Genomic DNA, 23,301 nt, shown 5'->3' with positions numbered 1-23,301 from the left:
GCCGCCGCTACAGCAGGCGGCGGCGCATCACCTGCGACAGCGTGTCGATCAGGGTCACGGCGACCACGACGACGATGACGATGGCCGAGACGGCGCGGAAATCGAAGGCGTTCATGCTGTCGAACAGCACCTGGCCGATGCCGCCCGCGCCGATCAGACCAAGCACGGTCGCGGACCGGCTGTTGGATTCGAAACGGTACAGGGCGAACGAGGTCCAAAGCGGCGCGACCTGAGGCAGGACGCCCCAGACGATCTCATGCAACTTGCCCGCGCCGGTGGCGCGCACGCCCTCGACCGGACCCTTGTCGATTGACTCGACCGCTTCCGAGAACAGCTTGGCCAGAACCCCGGCCGTATTCAGGGTGATGGCCAGAACACCCGCCAGAGGCCCCAGGCCCACGGCGGTCACAAACAGCAGGCCGATCACCAGATCCGGCACCGAACGCAGCAGGTTCATGATCCAGCGCACCGGCGTCACGACCCAGACGGGCGCGATGTTGCGCGCCGCCGCCAGACCCAGCGGGATACCTAGGATCACGGCCAGGAAGGTGCCCCACAGGGCGATCTGCACCGTCTCCCACATCTTGGCGACGAACATCTTCCAGTCGCTGAAGTCGGGACGCAGCAGGTCGTGGACGAACAACTGTGTGCTGTCGTTGCCAGCGAACAGACGCGAGATATTGCCCAGGTCGACGGCGTCGATGCTGTACAGCAGGACGGCGGCGACGCCGCCCCAGACCAGGACGTCGGCGACCCAGGCGAGGGCGGACTTCTTGGGCGCCGCCGGAATCGCGACGGCGGGAGACGCGACTGCGGTCAAGGCCGGACCTCACGCAGGCTGCGCAGGCGTTGAAGCTCGCGCTCGGCGGCGGCGGCGGCGGCCGTATCGCCCTTGGCGCGGGCCTCGCCCAGCTTCTGGTCGGCGATCATTTCGCGGATCGGGTCCAGATAGCTGTCGTCGGCGGCGGTGAAGCGGGAATATTCCAGGTCCGCCAGAATCTTGCGCTGCCGCTCGGCCTCGGCGCCTTCACCCTGGCCATAGGTCAGGAAGAAGCTGCGGATTTTTTCCTTCAGCGCCGGATCCAGGTCCTCGCGCACGACGATGCCGCTCTCGGGGATGGGCGGCGAAGTCCAGATTTCCTCGATCTGGCCGGCCAGCTGCGGGTTTTCCTTGCGCATGAAGATGGTGTTCACGCTGTTGGACGTCGCCACGTCGATCACGCCGGTCGCCACGCCGAAGGCGTTGGCCTGGTGGTTGGCCGAGCGCACGGTCTTGAAGCACTGGCTGGGGACGACGCCGCGCGGATTGAACAGGAAGGTCAGCGGGGCCAGGGTGCCCGACGTCGACTGGGCGTCGCCGATGCCGAAGTTGTACTTCTTGCCGCACGCCATGACCTGATCCAGCGTGATGCCCGACCCCTTCTTGACGATCAGGGTGGACTGATAGCTGTCCAGACCCTCGCGGTTGACGGTGCGGGCGATGACTTCGGCCTTGGCGCGATCGATGGCCTCGACCTCAGGCTTGGCCGAGAACCAGCCCACCTGGGTATGGTTGCCGCGCATGGCCTCGACCAGGACGGTGTAGTTCGAACCGAAATAGGGCTTCACCGGCACGCCGATGGCCTTGGACATGTCGTCCAGCAGCGGCTGCCACAGCGGGCCGGCCGAGGCTTGGCCTTCGGCGGACAGGATGGAGAAAGTGATCTCGCTGGGCGCCCCGCCCGCAGCCTTCTTGTCCTCGCCGCCGCCGCAGGCCGCCAGGCCCAGGATCATGACGGCGGCGCCGGCCGCAGCAATTAGACGGCGGGTGGGGGAAATGCGCGACAGGCTCATGCCTTGGTCTCCCAGAACGCGTCCTCGAACTCGGGACCGTAGATTTCGATCAGGCGCTTTTGGTCCAGCGCCGTGGACGGGCCGTCATAGACGATCTTGCCGCCTTGCAGGGCGATGACGCGGTCGCAGTAGCGGATGGCGTAATCGACCTGGTGCAGGGTGACGATCACCCCCATGCCGTCGCGCTTGTTCAGCTCAACCAGCAGTTCCATCACCTTGCGGGCTGACACAGGGTCCAGCGAGGCGACAGGTTCGTCGGCCAGAATCGCCTTGGCGCCCTGCACGATGGCGCGGGCGATGGCGCCGCGCTGCTGCTGACCGCCGGACAGGGTGTTGGCGCGCTGGGCGGCGTAGTCGCTGACGCCGACGCGGTGCAGGGCCGCCATGGCCTTGTCCTTGTCCGCCTGGGGCCACAGGCCCAGCAGGCCCTTCCATCCGGGCAGACGGCCTAGCGCGCCCAGCATGACGTTGGAGAACAGGCTCAAGCGCCCGACCAGATTGAACTGCTGGAAGATCATGCCCAGCTTGCTGCGCGCCTTGCGCACGGCGCCGGTGACGCGGCCGTCCTTCTGCACGGTCTCGCCGAACACCTGGATCGTGCCGGCGCCGGCGTCGATCGACTGCAGGCCGGTGATGGAGCGGAGCAGGGTGGACTTGCCCGACCCGGACGGACCGATCAGGGCGACCATTTCGCCGGAGGCCACGGAAATCGAGACGCCGTCCAGCGCCTTTCGCGATCCGAAGGTCTTCGACACGTCACGCGCCAGGACTAGCCCAGGGGCGGCGGCGGCTGCGGATGAACTCATGAACTCGCTAGGAGGCTATGGCGAAGGGGCGCCGCAATAAGCTGAAATCGCGCTCGGGCAAGTCCTAATCGCACGTCGGGCGCAATCTCGTCCAGACCCGAGCGCTTCAGGAGCCTTCCGCCGCACCCTTCACCCGGGCGTAGTCCGCCGGAATCGGCAAGGCGGCGCGCGATCGCTCCAGCGCTTGATCGGCCATTGTCCGGACCGGCGCGGCCAGACAAGGGATCGAGGCCAGCGCCCTCAGCCCCTTTTGCAATCTGATGGCCACCGCAACGTCGCCGGCCCCATAGCGGGCGATGGGACCGAACAGATCGTCGAGTAGGTCATCATCCGACACGCCCGGCATCATCAGGCGATCGCGCAGGGTCCGCTTCTCGTCTTCCCCGCGCTCGCGGGCCCAGATGTCCATCAGCCTCACGCCGGTCGACACCACCTGAATGGCCGTTCCGGGATCGTTGACGCCAGGCGACAGAGCCTTGGCGGCGATCTCGCCCAGAACGATCAGGCCAAAGCGCGGGTCTTGATCATAGGAGCGCGAGTCTCCGATCGCGAAGGCGGAGCAGAAGGCGTCCTGGGCCTCTTTGTCGCAGGCCGGCAGACTCACCCGGGCGAGGACCTCGCCGCGTCGCACGAAGGCGCCGGGCGCGGCGACCACCTCGACCTGGCACTCTCGTTTCTCGGCCATGGCTTGCAGGCGATCGGGATCGACGTTCTGGACGTAGCCGGTTTCCGGCGCCGTCACCTCTGCGCCGTTTTCAAGACGGCCTGCGCGCCCGCCCAGAAACGGATTGTCGCGTCGCTGCTCCAACGCCTCGCGCGCCCGGGCCTCGACCAGATCGATCATGTGACCGACCCGCGCCAGGCTGGACAGACGGTTGATCCAGGCCAGGAGGCGAAACGCCACCAGACCCACCATGGCTAGGCTGATCAGGAACAGGATCGCCCGGCCGTTCTGGCCGTAATAATGGGCGTTGATCGCGGTGACGGCGACGATGGCGTAGAGGAACGCTCCAACAAAGGTCGCCAGCGATTTCTGGGTCTCGTCATCGCTGGTGACCAAGGCCGCCACACGCGGACTGGCCGCCGACGACACCGACGTATAGGCCGTAACCATGGCGCCGACCGAAAAGGTCGCCACGCCCAGCAGGCTGGACGCGAGGATCGTCAGGATCGATTCTACAGACTCGCCGCCCAGACGCTCGGCCATCTCCTGCGGCACCCAGGGGGCCAGGGCGGCTGCCAGCAAGGCTGCGGCGACGCCTGCGGCGGCATAGGCCGTGGCGCGCACCCACAGCTGACGCTGCATCTTGCGCCAAAAGAACAGCCATCGGTTCATGAAACCCTCCGACCATGGCAACGGCATAGAAAGGTCAAGGTTGCCGCTAGATCGTGTCGTGGAGGGCGCAGGGGGGATTTGTGACAGCCAAACCTAGGCCCCGCCACGAAAAAACCTCTTTACATGACAGTCGCGCGTCCCCATATCGCGCTCTCCGGCGGACCCCGTAGGTCCTGTCTGCGCCGCTAACGCCGGTCTGGGTTTAACAATTAGCAGGGGGTTACGTGAATTGCGCACGTATCAGCTTCCCCTGGACCTGGTCCGTGAGCGGTCCCCTGAACGTCCCGTCGCCCTCGTGCGGCCGCGTTCGGTTTCCGTAGCGGCGCGCTGGTTCCAGGATAATCTAAAGGCCGACGTCTTCTACGCTGTGAAGGCCAACCCTTCGCGCTGGGTCGTCGAAACCCTGATTGAGGCCGGCGTTCGCGGCTTCGACGTGGCGTCCATCGCCGAGATCGAGCTGGTTCGCTCGGTCAGCCATGACGTGCGCCTGGCCTTCATGCACCCGGTCAAGAGCCGCTCTGCGATCACCAAGGCCTATTTCGATCACGGCGTGCGCACATTCTCGCTCGACTGCGTCGATGAGCTGAACAAGATTCTCGACGCCACCGGCGGCGCGGACGACCTGAACCTGATCGTGCGCATGGCCGTCTCGGCCGACGGCGCCGCCTATACGCTGTCGGGCAAGTTCGGCGTGTCGTCGGATCAGGCGCCGGCCCTGCTGATGGCGACGCGCCAGGCGGTCAAGGACGGCCTGATGGGCGTCTCCTTCCACGTCGGCAGCCAGTGCATGCGCCCGACCGCCTATCAGGCCGCCATGGCCCAGGTCGGCCGGTCGATCAGCCGTGCGGGCGTGATCGTCGATATCGTCGATGTCGGCGGCGGCTTCCCGTCCGTCTATCCGGGCATGGTTCCGCCGGACATGAGCGAATATGCCGACGCCATCCATCGCGGCTTCAACGAGATGCCGGTGTCGGAAACGACCGAGCTGTGGTGCGAGCCCGGCCGGGCGCTGGTCGCCGAAAGCTCGTCGATCCTGGCCCGTGTCGACCTGCGCAAGGGCGACGCCCTGTATCTGAACGACGGCTCGTACGGCTCGCTGTTCGACGCGACCCATTCGCGCTGGCCCTTCCCGACCAAGCTGGTGCGGGACGGTGAAAGCGCGGGCGAGCTGAAGGCTTTCCAGTTCTACGGCCCGACCTGCGATTCCATCGACCATATGCCGGGGCCCTTCTGGCTGCCGGCCGATGTGCGCGAAGGCGACTTCATCGAGATCGGCATGCTGGGCGCCTACGGCGTGGCCATGTCGACGGGCTTCAACGGCTATGGCGAACACGACATCGCCGCGGTCGAGGACGCCCCGATGGCCTCGCTGTACGGTCTGGCTCCACGTTCCATCCCCACCGTGCGCACCACGGCGGAGGAGAACGCCCGTAAGGTCGTGCGCCTGTCACGCCCCAAGGGTAAAGCCGGTCAGCGCAAGTCGCGCCGGAAGTAGGACGCCCGCACCTGTAATCGTCATCCTCGGGCTCGACCCGAGGATCGGCCGCTCTGCGTCTTCCTTGCGAGGAGCGCGCGGCGGAACGTCCGACCCTCGGATCAAGTCCGAGGGTGACGGCCGAAGGTCGGGCGTCTATCGGTCCTGTCGGTCGCTCCGTCCCGGCACGTCTGCTTGTTCGACGGGCGCTCAAATCACAGGGAAACCGCCGAAATGAACGCACCCGTTTCGTCCAACGCCAAGGCCCAACTGCTGCAGAATGTCGTCGAGCACGTCGACATCACCAGCTTCGACGCGCGCCCGATCATCGACTCGATGCGCAAGATGTCCTTCTCGTCGCGCGACACCGCCCGCGCTGCGGACATCTTCTCGATGGCCATCGAGGACAAGGACTGCTCGCCCTGGCTGATCCTGGCCGGTTCGACCTCGGCCGGCGGCTGCATGCACGTCTACCGCGACATGGTGAAGTTCGGCATGGTCGACGCCGTGGTCGCCACCGGCGCCTCGATCGTCGACATGGATTTCTTCGAGGCTCTGGGCTTCAAACACTATCAGGCGGCCGGCGAGGTGGACGACAACGTCCTGCGCGACAACTACATCGACCGGATCTACGACACCTACATCGACGAGGAAGAGCTCCAGGCCTGCGACCACACCATCCTGGAGATCGCCAACCGGCTGGAGCCGCGCGGCTATTCCAGCCGCGAATTCATCTGGGAGATGGGCAAGTGGCTGAGCGAGGGTAACGCCAAGAAGCCCGGCTCGCTGATCCAGACCGCCTATGAAGAGGGCGTGCCGATCTTCTGCCCGGCCTTCGTCGATAGCTCGGCCGGCTTTGGTCTGGTCAAGCACCAGAAGGAACGGGCCGCCGCCGGCCAGCCCTATCTGATGCTGGACGCCATCGCCGACTTCCGCGAACTGACCGACATCAAGATCGCCGCCGGCGTCACCGGCCTGTTCATGGTCGGCGGCGGCGTGCCCAAGAACTTCGCCCAGGACACGGTCGTCTGCGCCGAGATCCTGGGCGTCGAGGCCGAGATGCACCGCTATGCGGTCCAGATCACCGTCGCTGACGTGCGTGACGGCGCCTGCTCGTCCTCGACGCTGAAAGAGGCAGCCTCCTGGGGCAAGGTCCAGACCACTCACGAACAGATGGTCTTCGCCGAGGCCACCACGGTCGTCCCCCTGATCGGCTCCGACGCCTACCACCGCGGAGCCTGGAAGGCCCGCGACAAGCGCCGCTGGAACAAGCTGTTCGAGAAGTAAGACTTACTCGTCGGCTTCCTTCTCCCCAAAAGGGAGAAGGAAGCCGGCATAGTCAGCCGTTGAAGATGGCGCCGATCTTGTTGCCGGACGGGTCGCGGACATAGGCGGCGAACCAGTCCGGTCCATAATGCGGCCGATGGCCCGGCTCGCCCTCGTCAGTCCCGCCGTGAGCCATGGCGGCGGCATGGAAGGCCTCGACCGCCTCGCGCGACGACGCCGGCAGCCCCAGCATGGTTCCGTTGCCGGCCGTCGCCGGCTGACCGTCGAAGGGCTGGCAGATCCAGACGGTGAATCCTTCGCCGGCTCCTCCGGCCGAATAGGCGCGCCAGCCCGGAAAACTCACATGGCTGCTCCAGCCGACCGTGGACATAACGGCGTCGTAGAAGGCATTGGCAGCGTCGGCGTCTTTCACGCCAAGGGTAAGATAGGGCTGCATTGACGTCTCCTCATCGGTGAGACGTCCATCCTTGTGTACGAATCAGAACAAAGCAAGAACTTTAGGCCGCACAGGCCTCAAACCCTTGGCGCAGTTCGGTATCGTTCAGATCGCGGCCGATGAAGACCGCCCGGCTCCAGCGGCGTTCGGCGGCGCCCCATTCGCGTTGCAGATCGCCTTCCAGGATCATGTGCACGGCCTGGAAGACGAGGCGGCGGTTCTCGCCCTTCACGTCGATGATGCCCTTGGCGCGCAGGATGTTCTGACCCTGCTCGCCCAGCAACCGGTCCAGCCAGGCAGTGAATTTGGCCCCGTCCAGCGGCCGATCCAGAGACAGGGAGATGCCCTTGATGTCGTCCTGGTGGGCGTGACCCCTGACTCCGTGGGAATGGGCGCCGTGATCGTGATCGTGGTGATGATGGTCGTGCCCGTGATCATGGTCGTGGTCATGACCGCAGTGCTCGTCGTGCACATGGCCGTCCGCGCCGTGCGGCGGGTTCACGAAGTCCGGCTTGACCTCGAGAATGCGCTCCAGATCGAAGGCGCCCAGGCCCAGCACCTGATCTAGCGGCACGTTCGACCGCTCGGCCCGCACGACGGGCGCCAGCGGGTTCAGCGCCCGCAGACGCGCCTCGACCGCGTCCAGTTCGTCAGCCGTCGCCAGATCGACCTTGTTCAGGATGATCCGGTCGGCGAAAGCCACCTGCTCGCGCGCCTCTTTGGAGTCGTCCAGACGCGCCATCACGTGTTTGGCGTCGACCAGGGTCGTGACGCTGTCCAGCTGCGTCTTGGCCTTGACGTCCTCGTCCACGAAGAAGGTCTGGGCCACGGGACCGGGATCGGCCAGGCCCGTTGTCTCCACGATAATGGCGTCGAAAGCCGGCTTTCCCGGACGTTGGCGCTTCATCAGGCCGGCGACCACACGGATCAGGTCGCCCCGTACCGTGCAGCAGACGCAGCCGTTGTTCATCTCGAACACGTCCTCGTCGGCGCCGACCACCAGGTCGTTGTCGATGCCGATCTCGCCGAACTCATTGACGATGACGGCGTAGCGCTTGCCGTGATCCTCGGTCAGGATGCGGTTCAGCAGCGTCGTCTTGCCCGCGCCGAGATAGCCGGTCAGGACGGTGACGGGGATCTTGCCGTTCGTTGCGGCAGTCGAGGTCGGGGCGGCGAGGGTGTCGGTCATAGGCCGCTAGATGGCGGCTGCATCGCGCGAAGGGAAGAGGGTCAGGCCTTCTTCACGAACTCGGTGCGCAGGACCAGGCCGCGCACCTTCTCCACATTGGCCTCGATCTCGTCCGCATCGCCAGTCAGGCGGATGTTCTTGACCAGCGTCCCGCGCTTCAGCGTCACCCCGCCCGATCCCTTGACCTTCAGGTCCTTGATCAGGGTCACGCTGTCGCCGTCGGCCAGGATATTGCCGTTGGAATCTTTGGTCACGTCATCGGTCATGGCCAAGCTTCTAGCGTCCGGGTGGGCGAATATCCATGCTAAATATGCGGCTATTCATAACGTCTCCTCCCCATCGCAGATGGGGAGGGGGACCGCGAAGCGGTGGAGGGGCTCTCGAAGCCCCACCGACGTCGGTCCTTCGCGCGGTGAAAGCCCCTCCGTCTCTCCGCTGCGCTCCGACCCACCTCCCCATCTGCGATGAGGAGGAGACAGTCAGTCCGGCACGTTCGCGTCGAGTTCATCCAGCCAGACCCGCGCATTGCCGTCCGACGGCGCGCGCCAGTCGCCGCGCGGCGACAGCGATCCGCCGGTGACGACCTTGGGCCCGTTCGGCAGGGCCGAACGCTTGAACTGGGCCGTCTGGAAGAAGCGGATCAGGAACTTCCGCAGCCAGCCCTTGATCGTCGCCAGATCGTATTCGACCTTCTCGTCGTCCGGCGTATTCGCCGGCCAATGCCCTGCGCCCGCATCGCTCCAGGCCTGATGCGCCAGGAAGGCGACCTTGGACGGCGCCATCCCGAACCGGCTGATGTAGAACAGGAAGAAGTCGTTCAGCGCATAGGGTCCGACGGTCCCTTCCGTCGACTGGATCACCCCATCCTTGGCCGGCACCAGCTCGGGCGAAATCTCGGTGTCCAGAATGGCGTGCAGCGTGTCGCGCGCGCCCGCGCCGATCAGGTCGCCAGCCGCCACCCAGCGGATCAGGTGCCGGATCAACGTCTTCGCCACCCCGCCGTTGACGTTGTAGTGGCTCATATGGTCGCCGACGCCATAGGTGGCCCAACCCAGCGCCAGTTCCGACAGGTCGCCGGTCCCCAGGACGAAAGCTTTGTGCTGGTTCGCCAGCCGGAACAGATAGTCGGTCCTCAGGCCCGCCTGCACGTTCTCAAAGGTGATGTCGTGAACCGGCTGCCCCTCGGCATAGGGGTGGCCGATGTCCCGGAACATCTGTTCGGCGGCGGGGCGGATGTCGATCTCGGCGCCCGTGACGCCCAGCGCCTTCATCAGGGCCCAGGCATTGGACTTGGTCCCGTCCGAGGTCGCGAACCCCGGCATGGTGAAGGCCAGGATGTTCGTCCTCGGCAGATCCAGCCGGTCGAAGGCGCGACAGGCCACTAGCAGGGCCTGGGTCGAATCCAGCCCCCCGGACACCCCGATCACCAGCGACCTGGCGCCGGTCGCCGTCATCCGGCGCATCAGCCCCTGAACCTGGATGTTGAACGCCTCGTAGCAGTCTTGATCCAGCCGCCCGGCGTCGTCCGGCACGAAGGGGAACCGGTCCAGCGGCCGGATCAGCTCGCTGGCCTCAGGATCCTCGCGCGCCATGAACGGCACGACCGTCGCCGGCTCGCCTTCGTTTCTCGCACACTCGGCGAAGGTGCCGTTGCGCAACCGGTCCAGTCCGATCCGGTCCACGTCCACATCGGCGATCGTCAGATGGCTCTCCAGGGCGAACCGCTCGCCTTCGGCCAGTTTGGACCCCAGTTCATGGATCGTCGCCTGACCGTCCCAGGCCAGGTCGGTGGTGCTCTCGCCCCAGCCAGAGGCGGCGAAGACATAGGCCGACAGCGTTCGCGCCGAATGGCTGGCGCTCAGCATCGCCCGCTCGTCCGCCTTGCCGATGACGATGTTGGACGCCGACAGGTTCAGCAGGATCCGCGCGCCCGCCAATGCGGCCCTCGTCGAGGGCGGCAGCGGCGCCCAATAGTCCTCACAGATCTCGACCGAGAAGACGAAGCCCGGCCGATTGACGGCCTCGAACAACAGACCCGGCGCGAAGTCCGCCGTCTCGCCGTTCAGCGCGATCACGTCCTCGGCCCGCGCCGTCGCCGGCGCGAACCAGCGTTTCTCATAGTATTCGCGGTAGTTGGGCAGATAGGTCTTGGGCACGACCCCCAGCACCTCGCCGGACCCGATCACCACCGCGCAATTATACAGGGCGTCGCCGTTGCGGATCGGCGCCCCGACCACCGCCACGACGCCCGCCTCGGCCGTCGCCTCGGCTGCCACAGCGATCTGCCGCTCGACCTCGTCCAGCAGCGCCGCCTGCATATGCAGATCGTCGATGGCGTAGGCCGACAGCGACAGCTCGGGAAAGACCATCAGGTCCACGCCCTGCTCGCCCGCCTGACGGATCAGCGCGACGTGCTCTTGCCCGTTCGCCCTGGGGTCGCCCGGATGGCTGACCGGCGTCGCCGCCGCCACGCGCACAAAGCCGTGGGTCTTGGGAGAATGGAACAGAGCATCAGCCATCGGATCGTCCGCATCACCCGGCCCGCGCCGGTCGTCGGCCTTCATATAGGCGCGAATGATGAAGGGACGGAAACTCTCCTTCGCGCGCCTATGCGCCCCGCTTCTCGTCCGGCCTCAGGGTCAGGACCCGTACACCGTCCTTCGTCACCGCCACCGTATGTTCGAATTGGGCCGACAGTTTTCCGTCGGAGGTGACCACGGTCCAGCCGTCGTCCTCGGTCAGGACCGTGCGCACGCCCTGGTTCAGCATCGGTTCGATGGTGAAGGTCATGCCTTCGCGCAGGGTTACGCCGGTCCCGGCCTTGCCGAAATGCAGCACCTGCGGCTCTTCATGCATCTCGCGCCCGATGCCATGCCCGCAGTAGTCGCGCACTACTGAATAGCCGGCCTGCTTGGCGTGTCTTTCGATGGCGAAACCGATGTCGCCGAGCTTCGCGCCCGGACGCACCGCCTGAATGCCCTTCCACAGGGCCTCATATGTGGTGCGCACCAGCCGCCGGGCCTGCGGTCCCACCGATCCGATGAGATAGGTCTTGGAGGAATCGGCGATGAAGCCGTCCTTCTCCAGTGTGATGTCCAGATTGACGATGTCGCCGCTGTTCAGCACGAAGCCATAGCCGTACTGACCCTTGCTTGCCGGCCGCGCCTTCAGTTCGTCGACGATGAAGGCCTCGACCCGTCGGTCGATTTCCAGCGTGCTCAACCCCTCCAGCGTCATCGCGTCCAGGTGGGTGAAGACCGAGGCCAGCAGTCGCCCCGCCTCGGCCATCAGCGCGATCTCTGCCGGCGTCTTGATCATGCGGCGGCGTCCGTGGGGACCGACGCATCAACGCCCGCCGCCCGCAACTCGCGCGCCACCAGTTCCTGGAACGTCACGCCGGGGTGCGTCTCACACAACATGCCAATCCTGATCCAGAACGCCGCCTGGGCGTTGATCGACCGATAGGACGCCTTCGCGGCGCGACGCAGCTGCTCGTGCAGTTCGTCCTCGATATTGACGATGCCCACCTGCTGGCTCCCGAATATATGCAACAGATACGTTTCGTATATTATATCGATAGAACGACAAGCCATATTGTTGAGTCCGGCTCGGATGATGGCCTCGCCTGTCAGCCGCTGTTAAACAGCGCAGATGACCGCCGCTCCTGTGCCACCGCCCCAAGCTGAACCCGCCCCGTCCAAGGCGGGCGCGCAGCCCTTCGGCAAGGGGTTCGTCACCGACGCCTGGTATTTCGTCGCCCTGGGCCGTGACGTCGCGCCTGCCAGCCTGAAACGCTACGAGATCATGGGCGAGCCGGTGATGATCGGCCGCACCCGCGCGGGCCAGGTCTATGCGATGCGCGACATCTGTCCCCACCGCGCTGCACCCCTGTCGGCCGGCAAGCTGGTCGAGAAGCCCGGCGAGGGCGAGACGGTCGAATGCCCCTATCACGGCTGGCGTTTCCGGCCCGACGGCGTCTGCGCCGCCATTCCTTCGCTGGTCGAGGATCAGGCGTTCGAGGCGAACCGCATTCGCGTGCGGTCCTATCCGGTGCGCGAGAGCCAAGGGATCGTTTTCGTCTGGATGGCGTCGGACGCCCGCAATCCGATGGAGCCGGACCATGAGCCGCCGCTCTTCCCCGGCGTGGTCGGCGGCGAGGCCAAGCTGGTCGAGGCGATGGATTTCGACAGCCACATCGACCACGCCGTCGTCGGCCTGATGGACCCCGCCCACGGCCCCTACGTCCACCAGCAATGGTGGTGGCGGTCCGAGCATTCGATGCACGAGAAATCCAAGGCCTTCGCCCCGACCGCGTTCGGCTGGGCCATGGTGCGCCACGCCCCGTCGTCGAACAGCCGCCTTTATAAGATCCTGGGCGGCGCGCCCGCGACCGAGATCACCTTCCGCCTGCCCGGCTTCCGCTGGGAACATATCCAAGTGGGCGAAAAACAGGTCCTGGCCCTGACCTGCCTGACGCCGATCACCGATACCAAGACGCGGATCACCCAGATCTTCTGGTCCGACCACTGGGTGTTCGGCCTGGCCAAGCCCTTCCTGCGTATGGGGGTCGTCGCCTTCCTGAAACAGGACGGCGGGATGGTGAACCTTCAGAACGAAGGCCTGCGCTACGACCCCGCCCTGATCTGGATCGACGACGCCGACAAACAGGCCAAATGGTATCAGCAGTTGAAGCGCGAATGGGCCAAGAGCCGCGCTGAGGACCGCGCGTTCGTGAACCCGATCCAGCCGACGACGCTGAGGTGGAAGAGCTGACGCCGTGGTCCCCCTCCCCACTTTGTGGGGAGGGGGACACTGGGTCTTACAGCTTCAGCCCGTTCTCCTTGGCCAGGTCGACCAGCTTCACCATCGGGCGCGGGCCCCAGTGGGCGATGACTTCGGACGCCGCCAGCGAGCCCAGCTTGCCGGCCTCATCCAACGTCAGGCCGCGCGCAAGGCCCAGCAGGAAGCCGGCGGCGTACTGGTCGCCGGCGCCGGTGGTGTCGATCACCTTGGCGACGGGATAGGCGGCGACCACGACGCGCTCGTCGCCCTTGATCACGACCGAGCCGTGCTCGCCGCGCGTGACGGCGGCGATCTCCACGATGGCGGCCAGTTGCGCGGCGGCGGCATCGAAATCATCCGTTTCGAACAGGGCGCCCAGCTCGGCCTCGTTGGCCAGGACGATGTCGGCGGACTGGGTGATGAAGTCCAGCAGTTCGGCGCGCCAGCGGGCGACGACGAAGGTGTCCGACAGGGTGATGGCGACCTTGCGGCCCGCCTTGTGCGCGGCGGCGGCGGCGCGTTCGAAGGCGGCGCGGGCGGGCGCCGGATCGAACAGATAGCCTTCCAGATAGACGATCTCGCTGGCGCCGATCAGGGCCTCGTCGATGTCGTCGGCATACAGCTGGTTTGCGGCGCCCAGGAAGGTCGCCATGGTGCGCGCGCCGTCCGACAGCACATTGATCAGGCAGCGGCCGGTGCCGAAGCCCTGATCCGCCCCGCCCGTCAGGACAGGCGTGTCGAAGTGAACGCCGGCGGCGCGGATGTCGTGGGTGAAGACCTGGCCCAGCGTATCGTCGGCGACCTTGCCGATATAGGCCGCGCGCCCGCCGAACGAGCCGACGCCCGCCACGGTGTTGCCAGCCGACCCGCCCGAAGCCTCCACGCCCGGCGCCATGGCGTCATACAGGGCGGCGCTGCGTTCGGCGTCGACCAACTGCATGGAGTTGGGCACCAGGTCCTGGGCCGTCAGGAAGGCGGCGTCGCAGGGGCTGAGGACATCGACGATGGCGTTGCCGACGGCGCAGACATCATATTGGGCGGTGTTCTGGGTCATGGTCGCGCCTTAGCTGGTGAATGCCCGCACGTCACCCGAAATCATATAAGGAAGCCCTTATATGCTGCGCGTCGCTTCGGTATGAGGACTGCATGACCCAGATCGCCGTCCTGACCCCCGATCGCGCCGACAAATCCTACATCGGCCGCTGGCCCGAGGTGCTGGAGCGGTTGAAGGCGACGCTGGAGAGCACGGGCGTGACGGTCACGGCCACGCCCTGGACCGATCACGTCGAGGACGCGTCGGGGTTGGCGGCCTATGACCTGATCCTGCCGGTCATCGCCTGGGGCTATCATCGCGATCATGGGCGATGGCTGAAGGCGTGCGCGACGTGGAGCGAAGCCGGCCTGGCGGTCGCCAATCCGGCCGAGGTGCTGCGCTGGAACTCCGACAAGACCTATCTGGCGCGACTGGCGGACAGGGGCGTGCCGATCCCGCCGACGCGATGGACCGACGGCGTGACCCAGGAACAGGTGCACGCCGCCTTCGCAGAGACCGGCGCGCCAGTGCTGATCGTGAAGCCGACCGTCTCGGCCGGGGCGTTTCGCACCCTGCGCCTGATGCCAGGCGAGGTGTTGAGCGATGCGCCCGAGGGCGCGGCGATGATCCAACCCTATCTGAAGTCTATCGAAACCCAGGGCGAGACCTCGCTGCTGTTCTTCGGCGGCCGGTTCAGCCATGCGGTCAACAAACGGCCGGCAGCCGGCGACTTCCGCATCCAGGTGCAGTTCGGCGGCCTGTATACGGCCGTGACGCCGGATGCGGCGGCGATGGCCTTGGCCGAGCAGGTGCTGGCCGCCATCGACGAACCGCTGCTTTATGCCCGCATCGACATGGCCCGCGACGACGCCGGCCGATGGGTGCTGATGGAGGCCGAACTGATCGAACCGGACTTCTACCTGGACCACGACCCCGCGAATGGCGCCGGCTTCGCCGAGGCCGTCAAAGCGCGGCTTGAGCCTTAAGCCGCCTCGCGCACGGGCGGCAGCAGATTGTCCAGGTCGAGCAGGCTGATCAAGGCGCTGTCCACGGCGAAGACGCCGGAGACGACGCCAGCGCCTTGAGCTTCGCCCATGTTCGGCGGGTCCTGACGCGCCGCATCGTCCAACTGCATGATGTCCGACACGCCTTCGACCAGCAGGCCGACAGTGCGTTCGCCGCAGCGCACGACGACGATGGCGTGGCGGGCGGACGGCTCGGTCGTCGGCAGGCCCAGCCTGACCGCCAGATCGATGATCGGCAGCACCGTCCCGCGCAGATTGACGACGCCCTTCATATAGGCCGGCGCGCCGGGAAGGGGCGTGGTCGCCGTCCAGCCCCGGATCTCAAGCACCGAGGTGATGTCGATGCAGAAGGCCTGGTCCCCTACGCGGAAACCGACCAGCTCTCTTTTGCCGAGGGCTTGGTTCGTCATCAGAACTCCTCCCAGTCGGATTGGACGGCGGCGATGGCGGCCTGTCCGCCGCCTGCGGCCATGCGGGCGCGGGCGGGGGCGGCGTGGGCGCGGGCGAAGCTTTCGACACGCGCCTTCATCTGCTGGACGGCGGGCTGACGGATCGGCGTGGGGGCCTTGGCGGCGACCTGGCTGGTCTCGAAACGACCGACCAGTTCGGCCAGTTCGGCCGCCTCGCGGCTCAGGCTCAGGCTGGCGGCGGTCGACTGTTCGACCATGGCCGCGTTCTGCTGGGTGACCTGATCCATCTGGTTCACCGCCGTGTTGACCTCGGCCAGACCGACCGCCTGCTCCTGGGTCGAGGCGCGGATCTCGCTCATCAGGGTGGTGATCTCCTCGATCCGCCCCGCAATGCCCGCCAAGGCCTCGCCCGACTGACGCACCAGAACCACCCCGTCCTTGACCTGGCTGGAGCTGGCCGAGATCAGCGTCTTGATCTCCTTGGCCGAGTCCGCCGATCGCTGGGCCAGGGCGCGCACTTCCGAGGCGACGACGGCGAAGCCGCGACCGGCCTCGCCCGCACGGGCGGCCTCGACCCCGGCGTTCAGGGCCAGGAGGTTGGTCTGGAAGGCGATCTCGTCGATGACGCCGATGATCTGGCTGATCTGATCGGACGAGCGTTCGATCTCGCCCATGGCGGCGACGGCCTTCTGCACGACCACGCCGCCGGTCTCGGCCTGGCTGCGTCCCTGGGTGACCACCCCGTCCGCCGCCTGGGCGTTCTCGGCGGTCTTGCGCACGGTCGCGGTGATCTGGTCCAGCGCGGCGGCGGTTTCCTCCAGGCTGGCGGCCTGCTGTTCGGTGCGGCGCGACAGATCTTCGGCGGCGCTGCTGATCTCCTGCGCGCCCGACTGCATCGACCCGGCGTTCGTGCCGATCACCCCGACCGCCTCGTCCAGAGCGCCCATGGCCTGGTTGAAGTTGTCGCGCAGGACGGCGTAGTCGCCGGGGAACTCATCCTGGATGCGATAGGACAGATCGCCCGCCGCCATCGCCGACAGGCCCTTGGCCGTGCCCGCGACGACGGCGGCCTGGACCTGGGCGGCCTCGCGCTCGATCTCGGCGCGGCGCTCGCGCTCCTGCTCGACCGCAGTCACGTCCATGGCGAACTTGACCACCTTGTAGGGGCGGCCGTCCTTGTCGAGGATCGGATTGTAGCTCGCCTCGATCACGACGCGCTTGCCGCCCTTGCCGTAGCGCACGAACTTGTCGGCGACGAACTCGCCAGCGTTCAATCGGCGCCAGAACTCGGCATAGGCGGGCGTCTGCGCCTCAGCCGGATCGACGAACATCCGGTGATGGCGCCCCACGATCTCGCCGAGCTCATAGCCAATGACCGACAGGAAATTCGCGTTCGCCTCGCGCACCGTCCCATCCAGGTCGAACTGGATCACCGCCTGAGACCGATCAACCGCGGCCAACATGGCTTGCAACTCGACAAGCTTGCTGTCGTCCCGAGGCTTACCAAAAACGCGCATCCCCTTGGCCTCCCTATAGATTTTCCAAGCTTAATCCCACACAACCCCTTTAGAAGGACTATGGCCCTGGTTAGCATGCTAAGGCTCAACCACGACGGGTGTGGTCTTCGTGTTTGCGTTCATTGTTGCCACTCAAACGACGGGCCGTCGGAGGGCTCTCCGAGGACGCCGTGCCCAACATCCACGCCTTGTCGCCCAGCCTCTCGCGCGAGGCCTTACAGCTGAAGGTCGCCATGCAGGTCATGCTGACCGCGCGGCGATGGAAACTCTGGATGGGCGAGATGTTTAGGAACGCAGGCCATACCGGCGCGCCGATCGTCGTCCTCTACCACCTGGCCGATGAGCCAAAGGGGCTGACGCTTTCCGAACTGTCGGTCAGGATGGAGCTGTCAGGCGCATCCTTGACGCGATTGGTGCAGAGGCTCGAACGCGACGGCTTTGTCAGTCGCCATCGCATGATCGGTGATGGGCGGTCGTGGCTCATCATCATGGAACCGGCCGGTCGCGCGGAGATGCAGGCGTTCGAAGTGCATGCCGCCTCCATGCGGCAGAGGGTGTTTGATGGTGTTTCGCAAGACGACTTGGCCGCCGCGCTCCGGGTTCTGAACGCCGTGGCGGAGAAGCTCGCTGACGGGACGGACGGCGCGAAGCGGCCTTAGACGCCCTCGCCCAGCGCCATCAGATTCGCCCGCGACGGGCACAGGTCGGCGATGATGCAGGACGGGCATTTCGGCTTGCGCGCCGTGCAGGTGTAGCGGCCGTGCAGGATCAGCCAGTGGTGCGCCTTGGGCAGCCAGTCCTCCGGCACGACCTTGAACAACTGGGCTTCGACCTTGTCCGGCGTGCCTGCATTGGCCAGCCCCAGCCGGTGCGAGACGCGAAAGACGTGGGTGTCGACGGCGATGGCCGCCTCGATCCCCAGTTCGTTCAGCACCACCGAGGCCGTCTTGCGACCCACGCCGGGCAGGGCCTGAAGATCGGCGCGGTTGAGTGGGACCTCGCCGCCATGCTGCTCCAGCACGATGCGGCTCAGAGCGATGACGTTCCGCGCCTTGCCGCGATAAAGGCCGATGGAGGCGATGTAAGGGATCAGGCCTTCCTCACCCAGGGCCAGCATCTTCTCCGGCGTGTCCGCGACCTTGAACAAGCGCTCGGTCGCCTTGTTGACCGAGACATCGGTGGCCTGGGCCGACAGGGCGACGGCGACGACGAGGGTGAAGGGATTGGAGAAATCCAGCTCGGTCTTGGGTTCCGGCATGACGCCGAACAGGCGTTCGAAGATCGCCTCGACGCGGTCTTCGTCAGGCGGCCAGCGCAGCACGGGGATGGCCGCCCCGGTCATCACAGCCGGGCGTTTGGCAGGCTTGGCGGCGGGCTTTTTGGCCTTGGCGGGCTTCATGCCTCGCTGTCGTCCTGGGGGCGACGCGGGTCAAGACCCAGGGTAGTCAGTGCGGCGTCGGCGGCGCGCTCGCCCTCCATCCAGGCGCCGTGGGCCGTGCCGTAATAGACCGGCGCGGTCGCCTCGCCGGCGAGGAAGATTCGGTCCTCCACCGACGAGCGCAGCTTGGCGCGGTCCGCCGCATGGCCCGGCAAGGCGTGGGAATAGGCGCCGCGCGACCAGGGGTCGACGCCCCAGCCGCTGACCGCGACCGCTTCCAGCCGGCGGCGCATGTCCGATCCCAGGGCCGCGACCAGTTCGGACACGGCGAAGTCGAACAGGGCGGCCGGCCCCTGCGCCTCCAGCCCCCAGGCCAGGTCGGCGCCGAAATAGGCCTCGATCATCGGCCGCCCGAAGGGCCGCAGGTGATAGCCGCCGGTCTCGGCCGTATCGGTGCGGGTCCACAACTGGGTGTCGGGCTGGAAATCGCCGGCGCCGCGCACGGTCATATGCACCTTGGACGCCAGGCCCAGCGGGATGCCCGCCGTCGCCTCGAGCAAGGCCGGAACCGGGGGATCGATGCGGATCGTCTCGCTGGCGATCAGGCTGTTGGGCACGGTCAGGATGACGATCCGCGCGGTCAACTCGCCGCGATTGGTCTCCAGGCGCAGCACAGGTCCGGAACGGTCGATGCGGCTGACGGCGCAGTCCGTGACCGTGATGGGCGACACAGCCTCGCCCAGCCGCGCGATCAGGCGGCCGTAGCCCTCGCGCACCCGCCAGTTCACGCCGGTGTCGCCATAGGCGTCGTAATCCAGGCTGGACACCTCGGCGAACCGCGCGCCGTTCAGGGCGCCCGAGATGGCGTCCATGCGCGGGTTCCAGCGACAGTCGGGATCGAAGAAGTCCGACGCCGGACGATCCTCACCCACACTCGCGCGGACGAGGGCCGCCGCCTCGGTCACCCGCTGGTCGAAGGCGGCGAAGGCCTCGCCGAACTCGGCCTGATCCGCGCGGGTCATCTCGTGATCGAAGGCCTGGGTGCGCCAGGGCGGCGGGGTCTGGTCCAGCGTCAGCCCCTCGGCCTCGACCCGTCTCGCCAGCACATTGTCATCGGCGGAATGCAGCCAGCCGCAGCCCATGTCCAACCCTTCGCCCTCGGCCCGAACCGTCCAGGCGCGCCCGCCGATCCGGTCGCGGGCCTCCAGCACCAGAACCGACACGCCGGGTCGCATCAGACGACGCGCGGCGGCGATGCCGGCGGCGCCTGCGCCGATCACCACGACATCGACCTGTGACGGCAGCGGCTGGGAGGCGGAGATGCGGGCGTTCATGGCGTCAGGACATACACGAAAACCGGTCGTGATCGGCGCCGTCCCGATCGCCTATTGATTTTTGGACGGCGGGGTCCATTTTAGCGCTGCTTCAAAACGCCGCACCTCCCCCGGATTTTCCATGTCGCCTGAACTCAAGAAACGCCTGCCGCTGTTCGCGGCCGCCCTCGTCGGCCTGGCCCTGATCGTGGGCGGCATCGTCTGGTGGGTGAACGGCCAGCGTTGGGAAAGCACCGACAACGCCTTCGTCCAGGCGGACACTACCCTCGTCAGCCCGCAACTGTCCGGCCGGGTCACCGAGGTCTTGGTGGGCGACAACCAGCGGGTCGCGGCGGGCCAGATCCTGGTCAAGCTGGACGATTCCGACCAGAAGGCCCAACTGGCGCAGGCCGAGGCCAATCTGGCCGCCGCCATCGCCGCCGTCGACCATGTCGACGCCCAGGCCGAGCAGGAACAGGCCACCATCGCCGCCCGCGCCGCCTCCGTCGCCCAGGCCAACGCCCAGGCCGGCCTGGCCCGCGCCGAGGTCGATCGTTATGGAAAACTGGCCGAACAGGGCTGGGTCTCGCAGCAGCGCATCCAGACCGAGCGCGCCTCGGCCGCCACCGCCGCCGCCAGCGTCCAGCAGGCCCAGGCCGCCCTGGTCGCCGAACAACGCACCGCCGGGGTGCTGGGCTCGACCCGTCAGCAGAGCGTCGCCGCCGTCGAACAAGCCCGCGCCGTCGTTGATCAGGCTCGCATCGCGCTGGAGCGCACCGTCATCCGCGCCCCGGTCGCCGGCGTCGTCGGCGCCCGCAGCGTGCGGCCCGGCCAGTATGTCAACGCCGGCACGCAACTGCTGTCGGTCGTGCCCCTGACCAACACCTACATCGTCGCCAACTTCAAGGAGACGCAGCTGGACAAGGTGCGTCTGGGCCAGACCGTCGAGATTTCCGCCGATGCCTTCCCCGGCCGCAAGATCGAGGGCCGCGTGGACAGCTTCGCCCCCGCGACAGGATCCGAGTTCGCCCTGATCCCGGTCGAGAACGCCACGGGCAACTTCACCAAAATCACCCAGCGCGTGCCCGTCCGCATCGTCGTCAGCGGCGCAGACCGCAGCCTGGCCCTGCGTCCGGGCCTGTCGGTGGACGTCAAGATCGACCTGAAGAGCCAGGGTGGCCAGAGCTTCGCGGAAGCCGCCACGACGACCGGAGCCGCAGGCCAGTGACCGCCGCCAACCCCGCCGCAGATGGCGGGGCCCCTGTCGCGCAAAAGGGTCCCGTCGCCGGCCATCCCGAGATCAACTGGACCATGCTGCTGCTGGGCTTCGCCGGCATGGTGGTGGGCCAGTTCATGGCCATTCTGGACATCCAGATCGTCGCCGCCTCCCTGCCTCAGATCCAGGCGGGGGTCGGCGCCTCGGCCGACGAGATCAGCTGGATCCAGACCGCCTATCTGATCCCCGAGGTGGTGATGATCCCCCTGTCGGGCTTCCTGTCGCGGCTGTGGGGCACGCAGCGGCTGTTTCTGGTCTCCTGCGCCGGCTTCGTGCTGATGAGCGTCGCCACGGGCCTGTCGTCGTCGATCGACATGATGATCCTGTTCCGCGCCATTCAGGGTTTCGTGGGCGGCGCCATGATCCCGACCGTCTTCGCAGTCGCCTTCACCGCCTTTCCGCCCGACAAGCGCGTCACCGCCAGCGTCGTCATGGGTCTGATCGTCACCCTGGCGCCGACCGTCGGCCCCACGCTGGGCGGGCACCTGACAGAGTGGCTGAGCTGGCGCTGGCTGTTCTTCATCAACGTCGGGCCGGGCCTGCTGGTGCTGTTCCTGGTCGGTCGCTACGGAAACTTCGACAAGGGCGATCCGTCGCTGGCCAAGGGCTTCGACTGGTGGGGCCTGGGCCTGATGGCCGCCTTTCTGATGTCGATGCAATTCGTGCTGGAAGAGGGCGCCAAGAACGACTGGTTCGACGACACCCACATCCTGCTTTTGACCGTCGTGGCGGCGGTTGCCGGACCGATCTTCATCTGGCGGTCCCTGACCTATCGCCAGCCGATCGTGGAGTTGCGCGCCTTTGGCAATCGCAACTTCTTGGTGGGGTTCATCATGACCTTCATCGTCGGTTTCGCCCTGTTCGGCGGCACCTTCCTGCTACCGCTCTTCCTGGGCCGGGTGCTGGGCTATTCGTCGTCCGAGGTCGGCACCACCATGGTCGTCTCGGGCCTGGCCATGTTCGCCACCGGCCCCTTCGCCGGACGACTGGTGCGCAAGCTGGATGCGCGGGTGCTGATGTTCGGCGGTTTCATGTTGTGCGCCTGGGGCATGTGGGAGGCGCGCGTCGTCACCGACAACTGGGGCTTCTGGAACTTCGCCTCGATCCAGGCCTTCCGGGGCGTCGGCGCGATGCTGGCCATGATCGCGTCCCAGCAGGTGACGATGGCGACCCTGCCGCCGCACATGGTCAAGAACGCCTCGGGCCTGGTCAATCTGGCGCGCAACGTCGGCGGCGCCTTCGGCCTGGCGATCCTGAACACCAGCCTGACGTCCAACACCGCCCTGCACATGAGCGAACTGACCAGCGCCATCGGTCAGGGCGACCAGGCCATACGTAACATGATGGCCGGCATGACCCAGAGGTTCGCCGGCACCATCGACCCCGCCGCCTCGGCGATGAAGGCCGTCTATGGCCTGTTGCAGAAGCAGGCCACGACCATGGCCTTCGGCGACGCCTTCGCCCTGTTGGGCGTCCTGTGCGCGGGCGCGGCCTTCGTCACACTGCTGGCCCAGCCGGTGAAGGCCCCGGCTGGCGCCCCGCCGTCGGACGCCCATTGATGGCGCGCCGTCGCGGACAGGTCGACGAGAAGAAGAGCGAGGCGATTCTGGACGCCGCCGCGACCCTGTTCGCCGACAAGGGATTGCAGGCCAAGATGGACGAGATCGCCAAACTGGCGGGCGTCTCCAAACAGACGGTCTACAACCGCTTCGCCTCCAAGCTGGAGATCGCCCAGGCCCTGGCGTCAAAGCGGGTCGAGGATATCGTCGCCCCCCTGCGCGGCGCCGGCGATCCGCAGACGGTGCTGGAGGCCCTGGCCCTGACGCTGCTGAACCGGGTGTGCAGCGCCGACAAGGTCGGCTCGATGCGCGGGGTCGCCCTGGTTTCGGTCGAGGCGCCCGAGATCGCCCACGCCATCTATGAGGCCGGCCCGCGTCGCAGCCTGCGCGAACTGGGCGCCTGGTTGTCGGAACAGACGCGGCTGGGGCGGATGAACGTCGCCGATCCGGAAGAGGCGGCCGAGATGTTCGCCGGCCTTGTGCTGGGCCACGGCCATCTGCGCGCGATGCTGGACGTGCCGCAACTGGAGGCCGACAAACGCGCAGGCCGCGCCAGAGAGGCCGCCCGCATCTTCATGGCCGCCCATCCGCCCGCCACGGCCGCCAAGACTTCCTGAGCCCGGCGCGCTACAGTCGTTCCACCCTGT

Annotated in this window: 23 protein-coding genes; 8 read left to right on the top strand and 15 right to left on the bottom strand. The window is 66.8% G+C overall.

The features are described 5' to 3' along the window. Positions 1-7: 7 nt before the first annotated feature. The 4 genes from phnE to O2K97_RS00445 all read right to left on the bottom strand — a co-directional run bounded on the left by phnE (position 8) and on the right by O2K97_RS00445 (position 3,975). Complete coding sequence (gene phnE, locus O2K97_RS00460) at positions 8-820, bottom strand: phosphonate ABC transporter, permease protein PhnE (RefSeq protein WP_045809538.1); 813 nt, start codon at positions 818-820, stop codon at positions 8-10. Continuing rightward, positions 817-1,833, bottom strand: coding sequence for a phosphate/phosphite/phosphonate ABC transporter substrate-binding protein (gene phnD / locus O2K97_RS00455; RefSeq protein WP_205681859.1), 1,017 nt, complete (start codon positions 1,831-1,833; stop codon positions 817-819). The genes phnE and phnD overlap by 4 nt, the downstream gene beginning before the upstream one ends. After that, positions 1,830-2,639: a phosphonate ABC transporter ATP-binding protein gene (phnC, locus tag O2K97_RS00450; protein ID WP_017506638.1), complete on the bottom strand. Its 810-nt coding sequence runs from the start codon at positions 2,637-2,639 to the stop codon at positions 1,830-1,832. The genes phnD and phnC overlap by 4 nt, the downstream gene beginning before the upstream one ends. 106 nt (positions 2,640-2,745) lie before the next feature. Next, positions 2,746-3,975 (bottom strand): DUF2254 domain-containing protein, encoded by a 1,230-nt coding sequence (locus O2K97_RS00445; RefSeq protein WP_269220036.1) that lies wholly within the window; start codon positions 3,973-3,975, stop codon positions 2,746-2,748. 229 nt (positions 3,976-4,204) lie between these two features. Between O2K97_RS00445 and O2K97_RS00440 the strand changes: the two genes are divergently transcribed. After that, the gene (locus tag O2K97_RS00440) at positions 4,205-5,470 is read left to right on the top strand and encodes a type III PLP-dependent enzyme (protein ID WP_269220035.1); all 1,266 of its coding nucleotides are present in this window, start codon (positions 4,205-4,207) and stop codon (positions 5,468-5,470) included. Positions 5,471-5,683: 213 nt separating this feature from the next. After that, positions 5,684-6,736 (top strand): 1,9-bis(guanidino)-5-aza-nonane synthase, encoded by a 1,053-nt coding sequence (locus tag O2K97_RS00435; protein ID WP_269220034.1) that lies wholly within the window; start codon positions 5,684-5,686, stop codon positions 6,734-6,736. A gap of 52 nt (positions 6,737-6,788) precedes the next feature. Here the strand turns inward: O2K97_RS00435 and O2K97_RS00430 are convergent, their stop codons facing one another. From O2K97_RS00430 to O2K97_RS00405, 6 genes are all read right to left on the bottom strand, one after another. Then, on the bottom strand, positions 6,789-7,172 hold the full coding sequence (locus tag O2K97_RS00430; protein WP_269220033.1) for a VOC family protein: 384 nt from the start codon (positions 7,170-7,172) through the stop codon (positions 6,789-6,791). Between the two features lie 61 nt (positions 7,173-7,233). Next, positions 7,234-8,361 carry a CobW family GTP-binding protein gene (locus O2K97_RS00425; protein ID WP_269220032.1) on the bottom strand — a complete coding sequence of 376 codons (1,128 nt, stop codon included), beginning with the start codon at positions 8,359-8,361 and terminating at the stop codon, positions 7,234-7,236. A 41-nt stretch (positions 8,362-8,402) separates the two neighbouring features. Beyond that, positions 8,403-8,627: an alkylphosphonate utilization protein gene (locus O2K97_RS00420; RefSeq protein ID WP_269220031.1), complete on the bottom strand. Its 225-nt coding sequence runs from the start codon at positions 8,625-8,627 to the stop codon at positions 8,403-8,405. A gap of 213 nt (positions 8,628-8,840) precedes the next feature. Further along, positions 8,841-10,880: an NAD(+) synthase gene (locus O2K97_RS00415; protein ID WP_269220030.1), complete on the bottom strand. Its 2,040-nt coding sequence runs from the start codon at positions 10,878-10,880 to the stop codon at positions 8,841-8,843. Positions 10,881-10,968: 88 nt separating this feature from the next. Continuing rightward, a complete protein-coding gene (gene map / locus O2K97_RS00410; RefSeq protein ID WP_269220029.1) occupies positions 10,969-11,679 on the bottom strand; it encodes a type I methionyl aminopeptidase in 711 nt (236 codons plus the stop codon). Next, positions 11,676-11,888, bottom strand: a complete 213-nt coding sequence (locus O2K97_RS00405) for a ParD-like family protein (protein ID WP_269220028.1) — start codon at positions 11,886-11,888, stop codon at positions 11,676-11,678. The genes map and O2K97_RS00405 overlap by 4 nt, the downstream gene beginning before the upstream one ends. A 124-nt stretch (positions 11,889-12,012) precedes the next feature. Here O2K97_RS00405 and O2K97_RS00400 point away from each other — a divergent pair, with 124 nt between their 5' ends. After that, on the top strand, positions 12,013-13,134 hold the full coding sequence (locus O2K97_RS00400) for an aromatic ring-hydroxylating oxygenase subunit alpha (protein WP_269220027.1): 1,122 nt from the start codon (positions 12,013-12,015) through the stop codon (positions 13,132-13,134). A 46-nt stretch (positions 13,135-13,180) separates the two neighbouring features. On the opposite strand, the gene O2K97_RS00395 is transcribed toward O2K97_RS00400, so the two are convergent. Continuing rightward, a complete protein-coding gene (locus O2K97_RS00395; RefSeq protein WP_269220026.1) occupies positions 13,181-14,197 on the bottom strand; it encodes an adenosine kinase in 1,017 nt (338 codons plus the stop codon). 92 nt (positions 14,198-14,289) lie between these two features. On the opposite strand from O2K97_RS00395, the gene O2K97_RS00390 reads away from it, so the two are divergent. Continuing rightward, the gene (locus tag O2K97_RS00390; protein ID WP_269220025.1) at positions 14,290-15,162 is read left to right on the top strand and encodes an ATP-grasp domain-containing protein; all 873 of its coding nucleotides are present in this window, start codon (positions 14,290-14,292) and stop codon (positions 15,160-15,162) included. Here the strand turns inward: O2K97_RS00390 and O2K97_RS00385 are convergent. After that, positions 15,159-15,611 carry a chemotaxis protein CheW gene (locus O2K97_RS00385; protein ID WP_269220024.1) on the bottom strand — a complete coding sequence of 151 codons (453 nt, stop codon included), beginning with the start codon at positions 15,609-15,611 and terminating at the stop codon, positions 15,159-15,161. The genes O2K97_RS00390 and O2K97_RS00385 overlap by 4 nt on opposite strands. Then, positions 15,611-17,074 carry a methyl-accepting chemotaxis protein gene (locus O2K97_RS00380; protein ID WP_269220023.1) on the bottom strand — a complete coding sequence of 488 codons (1,464 nt, stop codon included), beginning with the start codon at positions 17,072-17,074 and terminating at the stop codon, positions 15,611-15,613. Before O2K97_RS00380 ends, O2K97_RS00385 begins: the two co-directional genes overlap by 1 nt. Positions 17,075-17,361: 287 nt before the next feature. Between O2K97_RS00380 and O2K97_RS00375 the strand changes: the two genes are divergently transcribed. Continuing rightward, positions 17,362-17,787, top strand: a complete 426-nt coding sequence (locus O2K97_RS00375; protein ID WP_269220022.1) for a MarR family winged helix-turn-helix transcriptional regulator — start codon at positions 17,362-17,364, stop codon at positions 17,785-17,787. Here the strand turns inward: O2K97_RS00375 and nth are convergent. Then, positions 17,784-18,527 (bottom strand): endonuclease III, encoded by a 744-nt coding sequence (nth, locus tag O2K97_RS00370; protein WP_269220021.1) that lies wholly within the window; start codon positions 18,525-18,527, stop codon positions 17,784-17,786. The genes O2K97_RS00375 and nth overlap by 4 nt on opposite strands. Continuing rightward, a complete protein-coding gene (locus O2K97_RS00365; RefSeq protein WP_269220020.1) occupies positions 18,524-19,840 on the bottom strand; it encodes a flavin monoamine oxidase family protein in 1,317 nt (438 codons plus the stop codon). The genes nth and O2K97_RS00365 overlap by 4 nt, the downstream gene beginning before the upstream one ends. Positions 19,841-19,961: 121 nt before the next feature. Here O2K97_RS00365 and O2K97_RS00360 point away from each other — a divergent pair, with 121 nt between their 5' ends. From O2K97_RS00360 to O2K97_RS00350, 3 genes are read left to right on the top strand one after another with little or no spacing between them, the layout of a single operon-like run. Beyond that, a complete protein-coding gene (locus tag O2K97_RS00360; RefSeq protein ID WP_269220019.1) occupies positions 19,962-21,047 on the top strand; it encodes an HlyD family secretion protein in 1,086 nt (361 codons plus the stop codon). After that, a complete protein-coding gene (locus O2K97_RS00355) occupies positions 21,044-22,654 on the top strand; it encodes a DHA2 family efflux MFS transporter permease subunit (RefSeq protein WP_419466071.1) in 1,611 nt (536 codons plus the stop codon). Before O2K97_RS00360 ends, O2K97_RS00355 begins: the two co-directional genes overlap by 4 nt. Then, positions 22,654-23,271 carry a TetR/AcrR family transcriptional regulator gene (locus O2K97_RS00350; RefSeq protein ID WP_269220018.1) on the top strand — a complete coding sequence of 206 codons (618 nt, stop codon included), beginning with the start codon at positions 22,654-22,656 and terminating at the stop codon, positions 23,269-23,271. The genes O2K97_RS00355 and O2K97_RS00350 overlap by 1 nt, the downstream gene beginning before the upstream one ends. Positions 23,272-23,301 lie beyond the last annotated feature (30 nt).

Source organism: Brevundimonas vesicularis (assembly GCF_027105095.1).
Classification (GTDB): Bacteria; Pseudomonadota; Alphaproteobacteria; order Caulobacterales; family Caulobacteraceae; genus Brevundimonas; species Brevundimonas vesicularis_E.
Note: the sequence above shows the minus strand (reverse complement) of the source record. Positions and strands in the feature narration are given on the sequence as shown.